At 57.2% G+C, this 16,474-nt stretch carries 13 protein-coding genes; 6 read left to right on the forward strand and 7 right to left on the reverse strand.

Going from position 1 to position 16,474, the window contains the following annotated elements:
* Positions 1-111: 111 nt before the first annotated feature.
* Together HBN79_RS14460 and HBN79_RS14465 are read left to right on the forward strand one after the other, a co-directional pair.
* On the forward strand, positions 112-1,260 hold the full coding sequence (locus tag HBN79_RS14460; RefSeq protein ID WP_095024169.1) for a pyridoxal phosphate-dependent aminotransferase: 1,149 nt from the start codon (positions 112-114) through the stop codon (positions 1,258-1,260).
* Positions 1,248-2,039 carry an amidohydrolase gene (locus HBN79_RS14465; RefSeq protein ID WP_095018338.1) on the forward strand — a complete coding sequence of 264 codons (792 nt, stop codon included), beginning with the start codon at positions 1,248-1,250 and terminating at the stop codon, positions 2,037-2,039. The genes HBN79_RS14460 and HBN79_RS14465 overlap by 13 nt, the downstream gene beginning before the upstream one ends.
* A 211-nt stretch (positions 2,040-2,250) precedes the next feature.
* Here HBN79_RS14465 and leuA read toward each other — a convergent pair whose 3' ends face one another.
* The 3 genes from leuA to xseA all read right to left on the reverse strand — a co-directional run bounded on the left by leuA (position 2,251) and on the right by xseA (position 6,484).
* Positions 2,251-3,930: a 2-isopropylmalate synthase gene (gene leuA, locus HBN79_RS14470; protein ID WP_095026022.1), complete on the reverse strand. Its 1,680-nt coding sequence runs from the start codon at positions 3,928-3,930 to the stop codon at positions 2,251-2,253.
* A gap of 346 nt (positions 3,931-4,276) precedes the next feature.
* The gene (locus tag HBN79_RS14475) at positions 4,277-5,101 is read right to left on the reverse strand and encodes a M23 family metallopeptidase (protein ID WP_169916829.1); all 825 of its coding nucleotides are present in this window, start codon (positions 5,099-5,101) and stop codon (positions 4,277-4,279) included.
* Between the two features lie 3 nt (positions 5,102-5,104).
* Positions 5,105-6,484 carry an exodeoxyribonuclease VII large subunit gene (gene xseA / locus HBN79_RS14480; protein ID WP_095001630.1) on the reverse strand — a complete coding sequence of 460 codons (1,380 nt, stop codon included), beginning with the start codon at positions 6,482-6,484 and terminating at the stop codon, positions 5,105-5,107.
* A gap of 80 nt (positions 6,485-6,564) precedes the next feature.
* Between xseA and HBN79_RS14485 the strand changes: the two genes are divergently transcribed.
* From HBN79_RS14485 to guaA, 4 genes are all read left to right on the forward strand, one after another.
* The gene (locus HBN79_RS14485) at positions 6,565-7,308 is read left to right on the forward strand and encodes a sulfite exporter TauE/SafE family protein (RefSeq protein ID WP_095001457.1); all 744 of its coding nucleotides are present in this window, start codon (positions 6,565-6,567) and stop codon (positions 7,306-7,308) included.
* Positions 7,309-7,358: 50 nt separating this feature from the next.
* Positions 7,359-7,907, forward strand: coding sequence for a sugar ABC transporter ATPase (locus tag HBN79_RS14490; RefSeq protein WP_095001456.1), 549 nt, complete (start codon positions 7,359-7,361; stop codon positions 7,905-7,907).
* Between the two features lie 283 nt (positions 7,908-8,190).
* Entirely contained in the window at positions 8,191-9,660 is a 1,470-nt protein-coding gene (gene guaB / locus HBN79_RS14495) for an IMP dehydrogenase (RefSeq protein ID WP_016779630.1), read from the forward strand.
* Positions 9,661-9,763: 103 nt separating this feature from the next.
* The gene (gene guaA, locus HBN79_RS14500; RefSeq protein WP_095001455.1) at positions 9,764-11,341 is read left to right on the forward strand and encodes a glutamine-hydrolyzing GMP synthase; all 1,578 of its coding nucleotides are present in this window, start codon (positions 9,764-9,766) and stop codon (positions 11,339-11,341) included.
* A 270-nt stretch (positions 11,342-11,611) separates the two neighbouring features.
* Here guaA and HBN79_RS14505 read toward each other — a convergent pair whose 3' ends face one another.
* The 4 genes from HBN79_RS14505 to HBN79_RS14515 form a co-directional block, all read right to left on the reverse strand.
* Complete coding sequence (locus HBN79_RS14505; RefSeq protein ID WP_010655635.1) at positions 11,612-11,818, reverse strand: hypothetical protein; 207 nt, start codon at positions 11,816-11,818, stop codon at positions 11,612-11,614.
* A 49-nt stretch (positions 11,819-11,867) separates the two neighbouring features.
* Positions 11,868-12,179 carry a hypothetical protein gene (locus HBN79_RS23990; protein WP_010655636.1) on the reverse strand — a complete coding sequence of 104 codons (312 nt, stop codon included), beginning with the start codon at positions 12,177-12,179 and terminating at the stop codon, positions 11,868-11,870.
* 501 nt (positions 12,180-12,680) lie between these two features.
* Entirely contained in the window at positions 12,681-14,141 is a 1,461-nt protein-coding gene (locus HBN79_RS14510; RefSeq protein ID WP_095020377.1) for a hypothetical protein, read from the reverse strand.
* Entirely contained in the window at positions 14,138-15,736 is a 1,599-nt protein-coding gene (locus HBN79_RS14515) for a VPA1262 family N-terminal domain-containing protein (protein WP_169916830.1), read from the reverse strand. Before HBN79_RS14515 ends, HBN79_RS14510 begins: the two co-directional genes overlap by 4 nt.
* Positions 15,737-16,474 lie beyond the last annotated feature (738 nt).

The raw sequence follows: 16,474 nt of genomic DNA on the forward strand, positions 1-16,474 counted from the left end.
AAAGCGTAATGAGAAAGGGTCCGAAAGGACCCTTTTTCGTGTCAGGCGTTTGGGCTATCCTCGGTGGGTCCTGTGCCGCAGTCAGTGCCGGGAACTCAACAGGGAACGGCCATGATCACCAGCAAGTTGCCGAACGTCGGCACCACCATCTTCACGCGCATGTCGCAGCTCGCGGCAGAAACCGGCGCACTCAACCTGTCTCAGGGGTTCCCTGACTTCGATGGCCCGCAGGCGTTGCGTGATGCAGTTGGCCAGCACATTGCCAGTGGCCATAACCAGTACTCCCCAATGACCGGCCTGCCTGCGTTGCGTCAGCAAGTGGCGGCCAAGATCGCCCGTAGCTATGGCGCACAGGTGGATGCTGACACTGAAGTGACCATCACCCCCGGCGCTACCCAGGCTATTTTCTGCGCCATTCAGGCCGTGATTCATGCTGGCGATGAAGTCATTGTGTTTGATCCGTGCTACGACAGCTACGAGCCTTCGGTCGAACTGGCGGGTGGCCGTTGTGTGCATGTGCAGTTGGGGCTGAATGACTTTTCGATAGACTGGCAAAAGCTTGAAGATGCGCTGAGCCCGCGCACGCGCATGATCATTCTCAACAGCCCGCACAACCCCAGTGGTGCCTTGATCAGCCGTGCCGAGCTTGACCAGTTGGCCCGCCTGATTGCTGATCGGGATATCTACCTCATCAGCGATGAGGTGTACGAACACCTGGTGTTCGATGGCGTGCCCCATGTCAGTGTTTTGTCCCATCCTGAACTGTACGATCGTGCATTCGTGGTCAGCTCTTTCGGCAAGACGTATCACGTTACGGGCTGGAAAACCGGTTATGTCGTGGCACCGCCGGCTCTGACCGCCGAATTGCGCAAGGTTCACCAGTACGTCAGTTTTTGCGGGGTCACTCCCCTGCAATATGCATTGGCTGACTTTATGAGTGCCCACCCCGAGCACGTTGAAGAGTTGCCCGGGTTTTATCAGGCCAAGCGAGACCTGTTTTGTGATTTGCTGAACCCATCGCGTTTTACTTTCAAACCGGTGGCAGGGACGTATTTCCAGTTGGTGGATTACTCCCGAATTCGTCCGGACCTCAATGATGTCGACATGGCGGTGTGGCTGACCCGTGAGCATGGTGTAGCCACCATTCCGGTGTCGGTGTTCTACCAGGCCCCGCCCGCAGGGCAACGGCTGGTTCGACTGTGTTTTGCCAAACGCGAGGAGACGCTGCGTGAAGCAGCAGAGAAACTATGCGTGATCTAAAGGGATTACCCGATTTAAACGTAGCGCTGGTGCAAACCACGCTGGCCTGGCATGACCGTCAGGCCAACTTCGATCATTTCGACGAGCTGCTCGAGCAGGCTGTTGGCGCTGACCTGGTGGTCTTGCCTGAGATGTTCACCACCGGCTTCAGCATGGAGTCCAGTACCCTTGCTGAGCCCGAAAGCGGCCCGACCACCGAGTGGCTGCGCAAGCAGGCACAAAGGCTCAATGCCGTGGTGACGGGCAGCGTGATTGTGCTCGCGGCGGATGGCAGCCACCGCAACCGCCTGTTGTGGGCGCGTCCGGATGGCGAAGTGCTGCATTACGACAAACGCCACCTGTTCCGAATGGCCGGTGAGCATGAGCATTTCACTCCGGGTGAGCGTCAGGTCCAGTTTGAGGTCAAGGGCTGGCGTGTTCGCCCGCTGATTTGCTATGACCTGCGCTTCCCGGTGTGGAGCTGCGACCCCCATGATACCGACCTGTTGCTGTACACCGCCAACTGGCCGGGTGCGCGGCGGTTGCACTGGAACCGTTTGCTGCCGGCGCGGGCCATCGAAAACCTGTGTTATGTCGCGGCGGTGAATCGGGTGGGCACGGACGGCAAAGGTCTGGTGTATACCGGGGACAGTCATATCCTCGATTTTCAGGGCGAGTCGCTGCTCAGTGCAGGGGAGGCGGATGGCGTATTTACCATGAGCCTGAATGCGGGCGAATTGGGTGCTTACCGCGAGCGCTTCCCGGCCAACCTGGATGCGGACAGTTTTGATCTGCGCTGATTTGTAGAAGCAGTTATCAGATTGTGTGTACGACGTAAACCTGTGGGAGCGTGGCTTGCCCGCGATGGCATCACCGCGGTCTGCCTGCCAAATCGCGCCGCCTGAATCGCGAGCAAGCCCGCTCCCACAGGGGCTGGTGATTGCCGGTCATGATGCAATAAAAAGCCCCCAGGGTTCTCACCTTGGGGGCTTTTGCGTTTCAGGCCAACGTTTACGCGGCTTTCGCCTCGGCTTCGCTCAGGGAACGGTTCAGAGCGCTGAACAATGCCTTGAAGCTTGCCGTGGTGATGTTTTCATCAATGCCCACGCCATGCACGGCTCGGCCGCCATTGACCCGCAACTCTATATAAGCCGCAGCCTTGGCGTTGGTGCCAGCACCAATCGCATGCTCGTTGTAGTCCATTATTTCGGCATTGACCGGCAGGCCGGCTACCAGTGCTTCCAGCGCGCCGTTGCCTTTGCCGCTCCAGCGCAGATTGGTTTCGCCGTCGCCTTTGGCCGAGACTTCGACTTCGACCGCACTGTGACCGTTCTCTTCCTGCAAGCGATGGCTGACCAGCGCGTAAGGAGTGTTGGCCTGCAAGTACTCGGTGCGCAGCAAGCTGTGAATCTGCTGAGCAGTCATTTCCAGGCCCAGACGGTCAGTTTCGCGTTGTACCACCTGGCTGAATTCGATCTGCATCCGGCGCGGCAAGCTGATGCCGTATTCCTGCTCCAGCAGGTAAGCGATCCCGCCTTTGCCAGACTGGCTGTTAACCCGAATCACGGCTTCGTAGCTGCGACCGATATCCGCCGGGTCGATCGGCAAGTACGGCACTTCCCACAGGGCGTCCGGTTTCTGCTGGGCGAAGCCTTTGCGAATGGCGTCCTGGTGCGAACCGGAGAACGCGGTGTGCACCAGGTCGCCCACATACGGGTGACGCGGGTGCACCGGGATCTGGTTGCACTCTTCGACAACCTTGCGCACGCCATCGATATCGGAGAAGTCCAGCTGCGGATCCAGGCCCTGGGTGTACATGTTCAGGGCCACGGTCACCAGGTCGACGTTACCGGTCCGTTCGCCGTTACCGAACAGGCAGCCTTCGACACGATCGGCGCCAGCCATCAGGCCCAGCTCGGTGGCGGCTACACCGGTGCCACGGTCGTTGTGGGTGTGCAGGCTGATCAGCACGCTGTCACGGCGATTGATATTGCGGCCGAACCATTCGATCTGGTCGGCGTAGATATTCGGCGTCGCGCACTCAACGGTGGCAGGCAAGTTGAGGATCATCTTGTGCTCAGGCGTCGGGTTCCACACTTCGATTACCGCGTCACACACTTCCTTGGCGAACTCCAGTTCGGTGGCGCTGAAGGTCTCTGGCGAGTATTCGAACGTCCAGTGGGTTTCGGGCTGCTGAGCGGCGTATTTGACGAACAGCTTCGCCGCGCTGACCGCGATTTCCTTGATGCCGTCCTTGTCCTGGTTGAACACGATGCGGCGGAAAGCAGGGCAAGTGGCGTTGTACAGGTGGACGATAGCCTTTTTCGCGCCGCGCAGCGATTCGAAGGTGCGGGCGATCAAGTCTTCGCGGCCCTGGGTCAGCACCTGGATAGTGGTGTCGTCCGGTATATGGCCGTCTTCGATCAGGGTGCGGACAAAGTCAAAGTCGGTTTGCGATGCCGCCGGGAACGATGCCTCGATTTCTTTAACGCCTACGCTGACCAGGGTTTTCCAGAATCGCAGCTTCTTTACCGCATCCATCGGCTCGATCAGCGACTGGTTACCGTCGCGCAAATCGGAACTGCACCAGATCGGCGCCTGGGTGATGGTTTTTGACGGCCACGTTCGGTCGGGCAAATCAATGACCGGGAAGGCACGGTATTTGGAAGAAGGGTCTTTGAGCATGGTCATCAGGCAATCCTTTTTATGCGAGCCGGTCATTGAGGAGGCGGCTAGCCGAAGAAATACAAAGCAGAAGGCGAGGCACCGCGACTAGCGTTGCAGTCGTGCACTGACGAGGCAAAGGCTGCGGTGTTGACGAAGCAGAATGAGGACGTGAGGTGTGTTCATAGGCTCAACCCTAACCATTGGCGGGAAAGATGGCAAGCCTATAAAAAACATTGATATAAATGCTCGAAAAGACAAGATATGCGCGTTTTTATAGCGCATATTAATTTTTGCCTTGCTCTGGATTGCGTTGTTTAAAGGGAGGGCATGCCTTGCGTGCTACAGGGGTTTTCCCCTTTCTGGGCGCTTGTTAGGGTGCGAAGGCGCCAATGAAAATCGCCGGGTCAACCCTTGCATCATTGAGGCTGACGTTCCAGTGCATATGCGGGCCCGTGGCGCGGCCTGTCGAGCCGACCTTGCCCACCACATCGCCGCGGGCCAGTTGCTGGCCGACCTTGGTGTCGATCTTCGACATATGGCAGAACATGCTGATAAAGCCCTGGCCGTGATCTACAAACACCGTATTGCCATTGAAGAAGTAATTGCCGATCAGGATTACCTTGCCCGCTGCCGGGGTCTTGATCGGCGTGCCAGCAGGTACGGCGAAGTCGAGACCGGCGTGAGGGTTGCGCTCTTCGCCATTGAAGAAGCGGCGCACGCCGAACTTGCTCGACAGCGGGCCATTGACCGGTTTGTCCAGCAACAGGTTGCTCGGCGTGTTGGGGCTGAAGGTGCGGTAGGCCTTGATCTGGATCTCCAGCTCGTTGTCGATGCGCTTGATATCGGCCGGGTCGGGATTGACCTGACGCTTGTTTTTCAAGGTGATGTGTTGCTCGGGGTATTTTTTGCTGCCCACCGCAAAGCTCAGGTTGCGCCCGCCGGAGGTGATCTGCTGGCTACCGGGTTTGACCGTCAACGGGATGCCGACAATCGCCCGCCAGGTGTCCTGCTCCTTGATCACCATGACCGGCTTGCCGTCATAACTGGCCTTGGGCGCCTGGGCGCCGCTGCCCAGCTCGATCACAGCCACCCCTCCGGGCACCGGTTTGTTCAGCAGGCGGGTGATATAGCTGTCAGCCGCCTGAGCATTGAAAGTCAGGCACAGCAACAGCACGGCAGAGAAAAAACGTGGCATTGGTTAATCCAGTAAAGAAAGGGTGACAGGCGTGAGGTGATTGTCCTCAACGCGCACTTGCAGTTCGCCTTCGCCCAGCCTGGCGGTCAAGCGCTGACCGTTTTGCGTTTGCGCGGCCCGGCGAACGGCATTGCCCTTTTCATCGAGCAGGATACTGTAGCCACGGCCCAGGGTCGCCAGCGGACTGACCACATGCAGGGTTTGCATCTGGTTTTGCAGCTGCATGCGGCGCGCCTTGAGGCCTTCGCGCATGGCCCGGGGCAAGCGCTCGGCCAGGCTGTCCAGACGCTGGCGCAACATGGCCAGCTGACGCCCCGGATGTTGTGCGGCCAGACGGGTTTCGAGGCGGATCAGGCGTTCGCGGCGAGTATTCAGGCTGCGCTCGAAAGCCCGGCGCATGCGCATGTCCAGATCATCCAGGCGTTGGGCTTGCTGGCGCAGACGTTCGCCGGGGTGACGCAGGCGTCGCGCCAGGCCGTCGAGGCGCAAGCGGTCGCGCATCAGGCGATCACGAATGCGCATCACCAGGCGCCGATGCAGGCTGTCGATGCGCCGTTGCAGGTCGCTTGAGTCCGGTGCCAGCAGCTCGGCCGCGGCCGAAGGCGTGGGCGCGCGCACGTCTGCCACGAAGTCGGCGATCGAGACATCGGTTTCGTGACCCACGGCACTGACGACAGGGGTAACGCAGGCATCGATGGCGCGAGCCACGGCTTCTTCGTTGAAACACCACAGGTCTTCCAGCGAGCCGCCGCCGCGGGCCAGGATCAGTGCGTCAAAGCCCCGTGCATCGGCCAGCTTGAGGGCACGGACGATTTGCGCCGTGGCTTCGCGGCCTTGAACGGCGGTGGGGATCAGGGTCAGTTCGACTTGTGGCGCACGGCGGCGGAACACGCTGATGATGTCGCGAATCACCGCGCCGGTGGGCGAGCTGACAATACCGATGCGCTGCGGGTGAGCGGGCAGGGCGACCTTGCGTTCGGGGCTGAACAGGCCTTCGGCGCCGAGCTTTTCCTTGAGTGCATCGAAGGCCAGGCGCAGTGCGCCGTCGCCGGCGGGCTCCACGGTATCGAGGATCAACTGGTAATCGCCACGGCCTTCAAACAGCGAGACCTTGCCGCGCACCTTGACCGCCAGGCCATCCTTGAGCGCCTGACGAACCCGCGCAGCGTTGTTGCGAAAGAGTGCACAGCGCACCTGGGCGCCGCTGTCCTTGAGGGTGAAATATACGTGGCCAGAGGCCGGGCGGGCGAGGTTGGAGATTTCGCCTTCTACCCAGATATTGCTGAACACGTCTTCGAGCAGCACCCGCGCCCGGCCATTGAGCTGGCTGACGGTCAGGACTTCCCGGTCGAGATTGAGTCTTGCAAAGGGGTCTTTAATCATGCGGGTCATCATAAGGGCGGATTGTTATCACTGCACCTGTCTGATAGAAGTCTGCGCACTAAAAACAAGGAAGCAGAGCAATGGATTTGCCGTTTAGTGGTGGTGAGTGGGTGCTGCTGGAGCTGGCCATTGCCCTGGCCTATATCGTCTTTGGTGTGGCCGGGTTCGGCACGGCGCTGGTGGCCGGGCCGATCCTGATTCTGTGCCTGCCGCTGTCGAAAATCATCCCGCTGCTGGTGCTGCTGGATTTTGTGGCGGCCTTTGGTAACTGGCTGCCGTCGCGCCGGGATGTTGTGCGGCCCGAGTTGCTGCGTTTGCTGCCGTGCATGGCGATCGGCTGTGTGGTGGGCGTGGTGTTTTTGCTGAACCTTAAATCCGACCTGTTGTTGCTGTTGATGGGGGTTTTTATCACCGCTTACGCCTTGTACAGCCTGGCGGTGAAGGTGAAGCCGGCACGGCTCGCTGCCGGTTGGGCCATCCCCACGGGTATCACCGGCGGGTTGTTTGGTGCGCTGTTTGGCAGTGGCGGTTTTTTGTATGCGCTTTATCTGAATGCCCGCTTGCCCAAAGACGCTGCCCGCGCCACCCAGAGTGCGTTGATCAGTTGCAGCACCGTGGTGCGTCTTACGTTGTTCGTGCTTGCCGGTGTGTATGCCGATGGCGAGCTGTTGTTGCTTGGCGCCTGCCTGTTGCCGGCGATGGCAATGGGACTGTGGGTTGGCCGCCGGCTGACGCGCAAATTGTCCCGCGAGGCGTTTGTGCGGCTGGTAACGTGGCTGGTGCTGGCCAGCGGCATTGCGCTGATTGCGCGTTACCTGAGTTAAACTGCGTGGCTGAACCCTGTAGTCGCTCTTATCCATATGTGCCGTACCCCATGAACTCGCAAAGCATCATCGTTCCAAAAATCTCCACCTTGCCGGTGCATGAGCCGCGTGCCCGGGCCATCGTGCGCTGGCTGGTGCGCAAGAACATCATCGAAGAAGAGCTCACCACCTGCGGCCGTACTGGCAATGGCATGGCCTACGCCATCGCCCCCGGTGCCCGTGAAGTGGTGCTGCACCCCGAGGCGCTGCCTTTCGGGCAGCCGGTCAATGGCCTGGAGATCATCACCAAGCGCTGCATCTACACACCGGCCAAAGGTTTTCTTGAAGAAGCCGGTTGCGCCGAGTGCCGCAAGGAAGTGGGCGAGGCACTGTTTGAAAGCCTCGAAGACTGGATGCCGGGGCGTACCGACAACTTCATCTGTCCGCTGTGCGCCCACGAAGACGACATCAACGGTTTTCTGTTTTTACAGCCGTGTGCGTTTTCCAACCTTGGGTTTATTTTCAACAACTGGGCCGAGGCTGGATTCAAGCAAAGCTTTCTCGACGAGTTCGCCGACTGGCTCGACCAGCCGGTGGCGTGGGTGAAAGTCGAACTGTGAGGTGAAAATTCCGTAGCAGCTGCCGAAGGAACGAGGCTGCGTTCGATTGCGAAGCGATCGTAAGTCCGGGGCACGCGGTTCAGCTGAAAAAACGCGTGCTATGGATTTACGACGACTACGCCGCCGGACGCAGCCTTCGGCAGCTGCTACGGTTCAATTTCTGCCTTCAAAGTCAGCTAATCATTGGCCCTTAGCGCAAAACTCTCTAAAGGTTTCCGTTGAGAGATCCAGGGGTTTTGAGTACAATGGCGCGCTTCCATTTTCCCGCTCGGGAGCCCCAGCGATGCTGCGTATCAGCCAAGAAGCACTCACATTCGATGACATCCTTCTCGTCCCCGGTTATTCCGAGGTTCTCCCGAACGAAGTCAATTTAAAGACTCGTTTGACCCGTGGCATTGAACTGAATATTCCGCTGGTTTCCGCTGCAATGGACACCGTAACTGAAGCTCGTCTGGCAATCGCCATGGCTCAGGAAGGCGGTATCGGTATCATCCACAAGAACATGACCATCGAGCAGCAAGCTCACGAAGTTCGCAAGGTCAAGCGTTTCGAAGCCGGCGTGGTTAAAGAGCCGATCACTATCGAGGCTGATGCCACGGTACGTGAGCTGCTTGAGCTGACCCGCCAGCACAATATCTCCGGCGTTCCGGTACTGCACAATGGCGACCTGGTCGGCATCGTGACATCCCGTGACGTACGCTTTGAAAACCGTCTGGAAGCTACCGTTCGTGACGTGATGACGCCTAAAGAGCGTCTGGTTACGGTCAAGGAAGGCGCCGACAAGGAAGAAGCCCGCGAGCTGTTGCACAAGCACCGTATCGAGCGCGTGCTGATCGTCGACGACAACTTTGCCCTCAAGGGCATGATGACCGTTAACGACATCGAAAAAGCCAAGGCTTACCCGTTGGCCAGCAAGGACGACCAGGGTCGTCTGCGCGTAGGCGCTGCGGTCGGTACCGGCAAGGACACCGCTGATCGCGTGGCCGCCCTCGTGGCTGCCGGCGTTGACGTGGTGGTAGTCGACACCGCCCACGGTCACTCCAAAGGCGTGATCGACCGCGTTCGCTGGGTCAAGCAGAACTTCCCTGAAGTTCAGGTCATTGGCGGCAACATCGCCACTGGCGCTGCTGCCCTGGCCCTGGCTGAAGCCGGCGCTGACGCAGTTAAAGTCGGTATCGGCCCGGGCTCGATCTGCACCACCCGTATCGTTGCCGGTGTTGGCGTTCCGCAAATCAGCGCGATTGCCAATGTGGCCGCTGCCCTTGAAGGCACTGGCGTACCTCTGATCGCCGACGGCGGCATCCGTTTTTCGGGTGACCTGTCCAAGGCCATCGTTGCCGGCGCTTCCTGCGTGATGATGGGTTCGATGTTTGCCGGTACTGAAGAAGCACCAGGCGAAATCGAGCTGTACCAGGGCCGTTCGTACAAGGCTTACCGCGGCATGGGTTCGCTGGGTGCGATGTCGCAATCCCAGGGCTCCTCTGACCGTTACTTCCAGGACTCCTCCGCGGGTGCCGAGAAGCTGGTACCGGAAGGTATCGAAGGTCGCGTGGCGTACAAAGGCTCGCTGACGGCGATCATTCACCAACTGATGGGCGGTCTGCGTTCTTCGATGGGTTACACCGGCTGTGCCGACATCGAACAAATGCGTACCAAGCCCGAGTTCGTGCGTATCACCGGCGCTGGCATGGCTGAATCCCACGTCCACGACGTGCAGATCACCAAGGAAGCACCCAACTATCGCGTAGGTTGATAGTGGTCGCACCCGGGTTCACACCCGGGTGCGATACGAATTAAGTCACCGGGGCTGTTTGATTCAGCCCCGTGTCGTTTCTGAAATTAATCGAGATTTTGTCATGGCCCTCGACATTCACGCTCACCGCATCCTGATCCTGGACTTCGGTTCTCAGTACACCCAGCTGATCGCCCGCCGCGTGCGCGAAATCGGCGTTTACTGCGAACTGCACCCGTTCGACATGGACGACGCAGCGATCCGCGAATTCGCCCCTAAAGGCATCATCCTGGCCGGTGGCCCGGAGTCGGTACACGAAGCCGGCAGCCCGCGCGCCCCACAAGCTGTATTTGACCTGGGCGTACCGGTTTTCGGTATCTGCTACGGCATGCAGACCATGGCCGAGCAACTGGGCGGCAAGGTTGAAGGTTCCGAGCTGCGCGAGTTCGGTTATGCCCGCGTCGACGTGGTTGGCAAAAGCCGCCTGCTGGACGGCATCGAAGACCATATCGATGCCGACGGCCTGTTCGGTCTGGACGTGTGGATGAGCCACGGTGACAAGGTCACCAAAATGCCGTCCGACTTCCACATTCTGGCCAGCACTCCAAGCTGCCCGATTGCCGGCATGTTCAGCGACGAGCGCGGCTACTACGGCGTGCAGTTCCATCCGGAAGTGACCCACACCAAACAGGGTGGCCGCATCCTGTCGCGCTTTATCCTCGACATCTGCGGCTGCGAAGCCCTGTGGACGCCGTCGAAAATCGCCGAAGACGCGATTGCCAACATCCGTGCCCAGGTTGGTACCGACAACGTATTGCTGGGCTTGTCCGGCGGCGTTGACTCCTCGGTAGTAGCAGCTTTGCTGCACAAGGCCATCGGCGACCAGTTGACCTGCGTATTCGTGGACAACGGCCTGCTGCGCCTGCACGAAGGTGAGCAAGTGATGGCCATGTTCGCCGAGAACATGGGCGTCAAGGTGATTCGCGCCAACGCTGCCGACCAGTTCCTGAACAACCTGGCTGGCGAAAGCGACCCGGAGAAAAAGCGCAAGATCATCGGCCGTACCTTTATCGACGTGTTCGATGCCGAATCCTGCAAGCTGGAAAACATCAAGTACCTGGCCCAGGGCACCATCTACCCGGACGTGATCGAGTCGGCTGGCGCCAAGAGCGGCAAGGCTCACGTCATCAAGTCGCACCACAACGTGGGCGGCCTGCCGGATGAAATGAACCTCAAGCTGGTTGAGCCACTGCGTGAGCTGTTCAAGGACGAAGTCCGTCGTCTGGGTCTGGAACTGGGCCTGCCGTACGACATGGTCTACCGTCACCCGTTCCCGGGCCCGGGTCTGGGCGTGCGCATCCTGGGTGAAGTGAAAAAGGAATACGCCGACATCCTGCGTCGTGCTGACCACATCTTCATCGAAGAGCTGCGCAAGGCTGACTGGTACCACAAAGTGAGCCAGGCATTTGTAGTGTTCCAGCCGGTTAAATCGGTTGGTGTTGTAGGCGATGGCCGTCGTTACGCCTGGGTAGTTGCCCTGCGTGCCGTAGAAACCATCGACTTCATGACCGCGCGTTGGGCTCATCTGCCTTACGAACTGCTGGAAACCGTCAGCGGCCGGATCATCAACGAAATCGAAGGCATCTCCCGCGTAACTTATGACGTGTCGAGCAAGCCGCCGGCAACGATTGAGTGGGAGTGAGGTTTGTTTTCAACTATCTGATTTTATTGTAAAAAATAAGAATTGATAGTGATCTTTACTACGTCATCAATGGCGTTTTTAATGGCGCCCATCGTACGTATGTGAGAGAGCTACATCGATACCATGTCCCGGACAAGGAATGCCGGCATGGTATCGAGAGCGCTTAGCAGCGCAGATGTCAGCAATAACTGTTTGCCCATCTCCCCCTATGGTGTTGGCGTGTGTTTTGAAGAACTTTACGCGCAGCATTCAACCCGCGCAGATTTCCGGCTAGAAGTTATCAATCGCGTTGCACATCGACACCTTCCCTGCTGGCTGCGGTTGGACCATCGCCCACTGCTTGCCGCCCGCCTCCAATTCATCCAGCTGGAACGAACAGTCCGCCGACATGGTGGCCTGCACCATGTAGTCCACGCCAGGCCGAGGCACAAAGGTCATGGTCTTGGCACACTGCAGCCAACACCAATGCTGTGCCATACAGTCCGTTGCGTAGATTGTTCATTCCCTGTGTCCTTTTGGTGATGGATTAACGGCGGCCGTCGCACACCGGCGATTCGCCAATACGACCGAGCTTGCACATGTCCAAGTTATCTTTGCGTTTGTAGCCTGCGTCTTTCATGCAATAGAAGTTCAGTAACCTCACATCGATTGGCGACCTGTCTCCCGCGCCATCAACATTGGTATATCCGCACGCACGCATCGCAGCAATGATCCCGGTCTGCGATACGCCCTCCTTGTACCATTTTGTGTAATCAGGAGCCGGCGGTTGAAATCCCCTTCCCGTGCAGCCAACCAGTAACACAGCGCAAAAACTCAGCAATAGGCTCCTCGTGAACATTGCGTTCTTCCTTATGGGTTGACTCGGATAAGTGTGAGACGCCGTAGGGTGAGTTGCTCTTGAAGGGCTTGCAAGCGGTCCCGCCACCCTCATAGCGGTTATGCACTGTTTGATTGCCGTCCAGTACGTCAAGTCATTCCCATAGACGAGCGTGTTTCAGCTTATGAAGCATTGGTCCATTTACCAGCATTTCACTGACCGTGACTCCTGGTCTGCGAGTACTTTCAAGCATTGGATCTTGAGTCAATATGGGATAAGTGCGGTATTGGCAGACGGGTCAATTCCCCAGCCGATCACTACATCGCATGAATGATGCAGTGCTCGTGAAAACAGGTTTTCGTCTATGGTGTTTTCGTGGTATCAGCAGAGATGATCAAAATAAAACTATGATTTACATTGGTTTTTTAAGATTGTTTATGTTCGAGTGGGAGTGACCCCTTGTAGCTAATATCCAAAAGCCCGCGTGATAGTGGGCTTTTGATTTTTTGAGGATACAGCTGCTTAGTCGATTTGAGGTCTGCCGTACTTGAGGATCACATAGGCTTCCTTGTCTGGATCGAATGGTAGTCGCATTGTGGGCTTTTCATCGATCCAGTCAGCGTCTGTGCCCTCGATACTGATTGCCAAGAAAAGGGGCTGCATTTCCGATAGCACTGCGTTCCACTCAGAGAGACAGTCCGTGATCCCGGGGTGCCAGTTGTTTTCCACGGTCTGAAGCTTCTCAATGAGTGAGGCAATCATGTGCTGCCTCTGGTCACCGTCGAGGCATTCGACGGCATAACCTACTAAAGCGTAATCCAACTCACACCGAGAGATCTTAATGAGGCTGTCAGCAGTCCCGTTCAGACCGTACCCCCAGCACATCCAACGCTGAAAAGCAAAATTCCACAAAGCTTTGCGCTTCTTGGCTATGGCCCTGTCCCGGAAGGCCCGGAGACATTCTGCGACTGAAAATCGGGTCTGTTGACCAGACCAGTGCAGGCTAATCGCATCAACGTAGGCTTGAAGGGCAGTATCGTTCGCATCAGCAAGAGCGCAACCGAGAGGCGTCTGTAATTCTGGAAATCGCGAAGGAAATAAGTTGAACACGTGCATCCAGGCAGCCCAGCGCGGCTTATCTTTCGAGACATTTTCCAAGATTTGGACCAGAGACTTCTTGGAATCTTCACTGAGCGGCTCGCGGTTAGACCTAAGCGACACAGATATGTAAGTCGTTGCGAACTGGACATGAGGGTTGGTCGATCTAGAGCCGAGGCGTAGTGCTGCATTGGGGGGGAGCGATAGCACGACGCTCATGACCGGTGCGGTCTGCCGCAGACCCGAGATGGCCTGCACCAAGCGTTCTGGTGCAAATCTGTCGAGACATTGGGCAGTCTGCGCAATGGCAATGCTCGGAAAAAATCCATCCTCGATCAGTCGCCAGCCTTGTGCGATTCCGATCCAATCGCTTTTGGCATCAGCTTTTTCAAACTTTTCGACCGCTTCCAACTCCCAGATTGGAGGCGCTAAGCCCTTAGTTGTGAAGCTCATCGTCAGGCCCTCAATGACTCTCTCGAGCGAAGCGAGTAGTCCATCGTTGGGCCTGAAGTCATCTGGCACGGTGCTCCAGAAATTCGCCTCCATCGTTGTGAACTGTCCGACGACGAAGAGGGCGACCAGCCGGGTACGGCTCGGATCAGCGCTTACGTTCCAATCGGCGCCTTCTTGGATGATCCACCGAAGCAGGCCGGTGAGTTTGTCGAAGTCCTCACCGCTCGGAGGCTTGCCGCGTCGGACCAACTCGACGAAGGAAAATTGAGATCGGATCGCGTCAAATAACTCGTTGCAGGCATCCCAATCAGAAATTGCATGAAACGGATCGGATTGCGCTTCGATTGCCGCAAGAAGAGAGTTGGGGACTTCGACCGCCCCAGGTCGCGTAGCTTCCGCCATAGCCGAGAGAAGAACATCCGCAGCGTTCATGACGGCCTCCTCCAAATTAGATGATCCTGTCCGCCGAGTAGCTCCCAAAGGTCGGTGAAGGCATCCACCACAAGCTGAGCATTGTCGACCTTCTGCAGGATGTGATGCGCCGTGCCCACGGAGTTTACCGAGGTGCCGAGCGACCAAGCCATTGCCCCATCTGGGCCGGATGGAAAGATCAGGAACCTATCGTGGAAGTCCCAGCCCGCCGCGCCCTTCTGTACTCGAAGTTCGAGTTTCAGGCCCCGCCAGTTGCTTTGACATTCATCAAGTGTTTGGCGGATTTTGTCGCTAGGGCCGGCTTTGGACGTCGTCAGACCGCGAAGGTCCACGCCTTGATAGGGGCAGTAAAACAGCGTTTCAAGTATCTCGTTGGCTGAAAGATATGGGTCCCACAGCCACGCGCCTTTTTCGCCGTAGGCAATGATTAGCGCGCGAAGGTCATCCAATGCCTTTCGGCGGCCTGCGTTTTTATCACCACGTGTCGGACGGTATTGAACAAAGCGGCGCTCGGCGGCGAGCCGATTGGCTTGCTCTGCGTACATCCGCTTCGCTGTCCATCCCCCGTTGTCGTCCGGCTGCGGGTCGCCGACGATACTGTGATTTGAAAAGGCAGTCATACCGACGCGTCGAGAGTCCCAACTGCCATCCGGTTTTTTGACCGAAAAGGTGCGTGGCTCCGGATCGGGTGAACGCATGTTGAATGAAATGGTAGAGATAAAAGAGCCTGCGCCGGAGGCGACGAGGAGCGTGCTGCTCTGTTCGTCCCAGATGAAGCCCCGATGCAGCCCACGGCCAGCACGCATCGGGAGAGGGGTGATCCTTTCTTTTAGTCTTGCTGAAGCAAAGCCAGTGATGATGTTGTCGTGTTCCAATTCGCAGACTGCCATCAAGGGACGCGGGGAGGCCTTAGGATGCCAGGCATGTTCGACTTGAAAATCGCCATCTTGAAGCTTTTCGAATTTCGCCATCAGCACAGTGATCGGAAGCTGGACCGCCAAGTTGCCGAGCCGGTCTGACATTGTGGCCAATTGGAGCGGGATATACTTCTCGATCTCTGCCGATAGCTCTTGCAACCGGCGAGGATCTGCGAAGAGCGGCGTCAGGGGTTCTTTCTTATGATCGGTCCATTCAAATAGGTGCGAGCCGGTCCAGAAGTTGTTTTTGAGGAGTTTGTTCCATGGAACCGGCGCGCCATTGTCCGGCGGCACAAACTGTGCGGGCATCGGTAAAAGCTCGCCGATTTCGAGTTCATCGCCTGAAAGTTTCCATCCTTCCCCGGCCTCCAAAGCCGTGAGAGCCGGGATGAGCGTGCCGATCGCCACCGTGTAACGGCGGAGGCCAAAGCTCCAGCCATTGAGCGATTTGATTCGAATAGGTTTCGGCGTCAAGAAGCAGGCAGCCGCTGGCTCGAGATCAGATTGTTCCTCGGCAATCAATAGCGTGAAGATATTGATAATACCGTCATGATCGGGTCGACTGGCGTACAGCTCTGTACATTCGACATGGGTATAAAACCCGAGCGTGCCGGGCGTGAGAAGCTGGGTGAGCTCCGGCAACGGAGAGCGAGGCTCGGGTGGCTCGTATCGGTCCATGAGGGTATCTGCCTGGGCTCAAAAACTCTCATTATGTTCCAATTCGAGTGCCAAGCGCCTCGCTTGATGCTGTGCAGGCGTTTGGCTGAGTTACGTGCTCAAGACAGATCTATGAAATCAGGTTTTCTTAACATGGTATTACTCGTGGCATGGATCAGAAGCATGGTAGTTAACGACTGATTTATAAGGATATTTATTTATTGCTGATAATAGAGTGGGAGTTAGCCTGAAGTTGGTATATGCGAACTTAGTCGTTTTCTGATGTATATAGGGCCCGCGAATTGCGGGCCTTATTTTTGCAAGTCTGTAGTGAGGCGAGTATTCCCATTGTTGTGAGCTGTGCCCAGCGTTGGCTTGATTTTGGTTAGCCTAAACCGGTGTGAGTACCTGGTTGCTAAATTCATGAGCGCTTATCTGCGGAGTTTGATCGCAGCGTAGTCATATATGCCTCGTAAGTTGGCGCTGTTTTCTAACTCCATCTTAAAGGCACTCGTCATGCGATAAGCTGTCATGGTTTATCGCGGGTTATTCGCGGGTGACAAGGTCAATGACTTCAACACCAAGAAGGTTTTTAATGGCAGTCGGGAAGCAGGAAATTTAGACTCCAATACTAGGCTCTGTACGTAAACCCAAGAAATACGATTTTCTGTAAAATACACCGCCATTAAAGCCAGGAGGCCAAGATGGCAAAGCGGTATGAACTCCCCGACGCAGCCTGGGATCTGGTTGCAGATATCT

Origin of the sequence: Pseudomonas sp. WS 5051 (genome assembly GCF_012985715.1) — a bacterium.
GTDB classification, from domain to species: domain Bacteria; phylum Pseudomonadota; class Gammaproteobacteria; order Pseudomonadales; family Pseudomonadaceae; genus Aquipseudomonas; species Aquipseudomonas bubulae.

Bases quoted from the DNA above. Each gene is read 5' to 3' on its own strand.
- HBN79_RS14460 (WP_095024169.1), top strand. From the start codon at position 112: ATGATCACCAGCAAGTTGCCGAACGTCGGCACCACCATCTTCACGCGC.
- HBN79_RS14465 (WP_095018338.1), top strand. From the start codon at position 1,248: ATGCGTGATCTAAAGGGATTACCCGATTTAAACGTAGCGCTGGTGCAA.
- leuA (WP_095026022.1), bottom strand. From the start codon at position 3,930: ATGACCATGCTCAAAGACCCTTCTTCCAAATACCGTGCCTTCCCGGTC.
- HBN79_RS14475 (WP_169916829.1), bottom strand. From the start codon at position 5,101: ATGCCACGTTTTTTCTCTGCCGTGCTGTTGCTGTGCCTGACTTTCAAT.
- xseA (WP_095001630.1), bottom strand. From the start codon at position 6,484: ATGATTAAAGACCCCTTTGCAAGACTCAATCTCGACCGGGAAGTCCTG.
- HBN79_RS14485 (WP_095001457.1), top strand. From the start codon at position 6,565: ATGGATTTGCCGTTTAGTGGTGGTGAGTGGGTGCTGCTGGAGCTGGCC.
- HBN79_RS14490 (WP_095001456.1), top strand. From the start codon at position 7,359: ATGAACTCGCAAAGCATCATCGTTCCAAAAATCTCCACCTTGCCGGTG.
- guaB (WP_016779630.1), top strand. From the start codon at position 8,191: ATGCTGCGTATCAGCCAAGAAGCACTCACATTCGATGACATCCTTCTC.
- guaA (WP_095001455.1), top strand. From the start codon at position 9,764: ATGGCCCTCGACATTCACGCTCACCGCATCCTGATCCTGGACTTCGGT.
- HBN79_RS14505 (WP_010655635.1), bottom strand. From the start codon at position 11,818: ATGGCACAGCATTGGTGTTGGCTGCAGTGTGCCAAGACCATGACCTTT.
- HBN79_RS23990 (WP_010655636.1), bottom strand. From the start codon at position 12,179: ATGTTCACGAGGAGCCTATTGCTGAGTTTTTGCGCTGTGTTACTGGTT.
- HBN79_RS14510 (WP_095020377.1), bottom strand. From the start codon at position 14,141: ATGAACGCTGCGGATGTTCTTCTCTCGGCTATGGCGGAAGCTACGCGA.
- HBN79_RS14515 (WP_169916830.1), bottom strand. From the start codon at position 15,736: ATGGACCGATACGAGCCACCCGAGCCTCGCTCTCCGTTGCCGGAGCTC.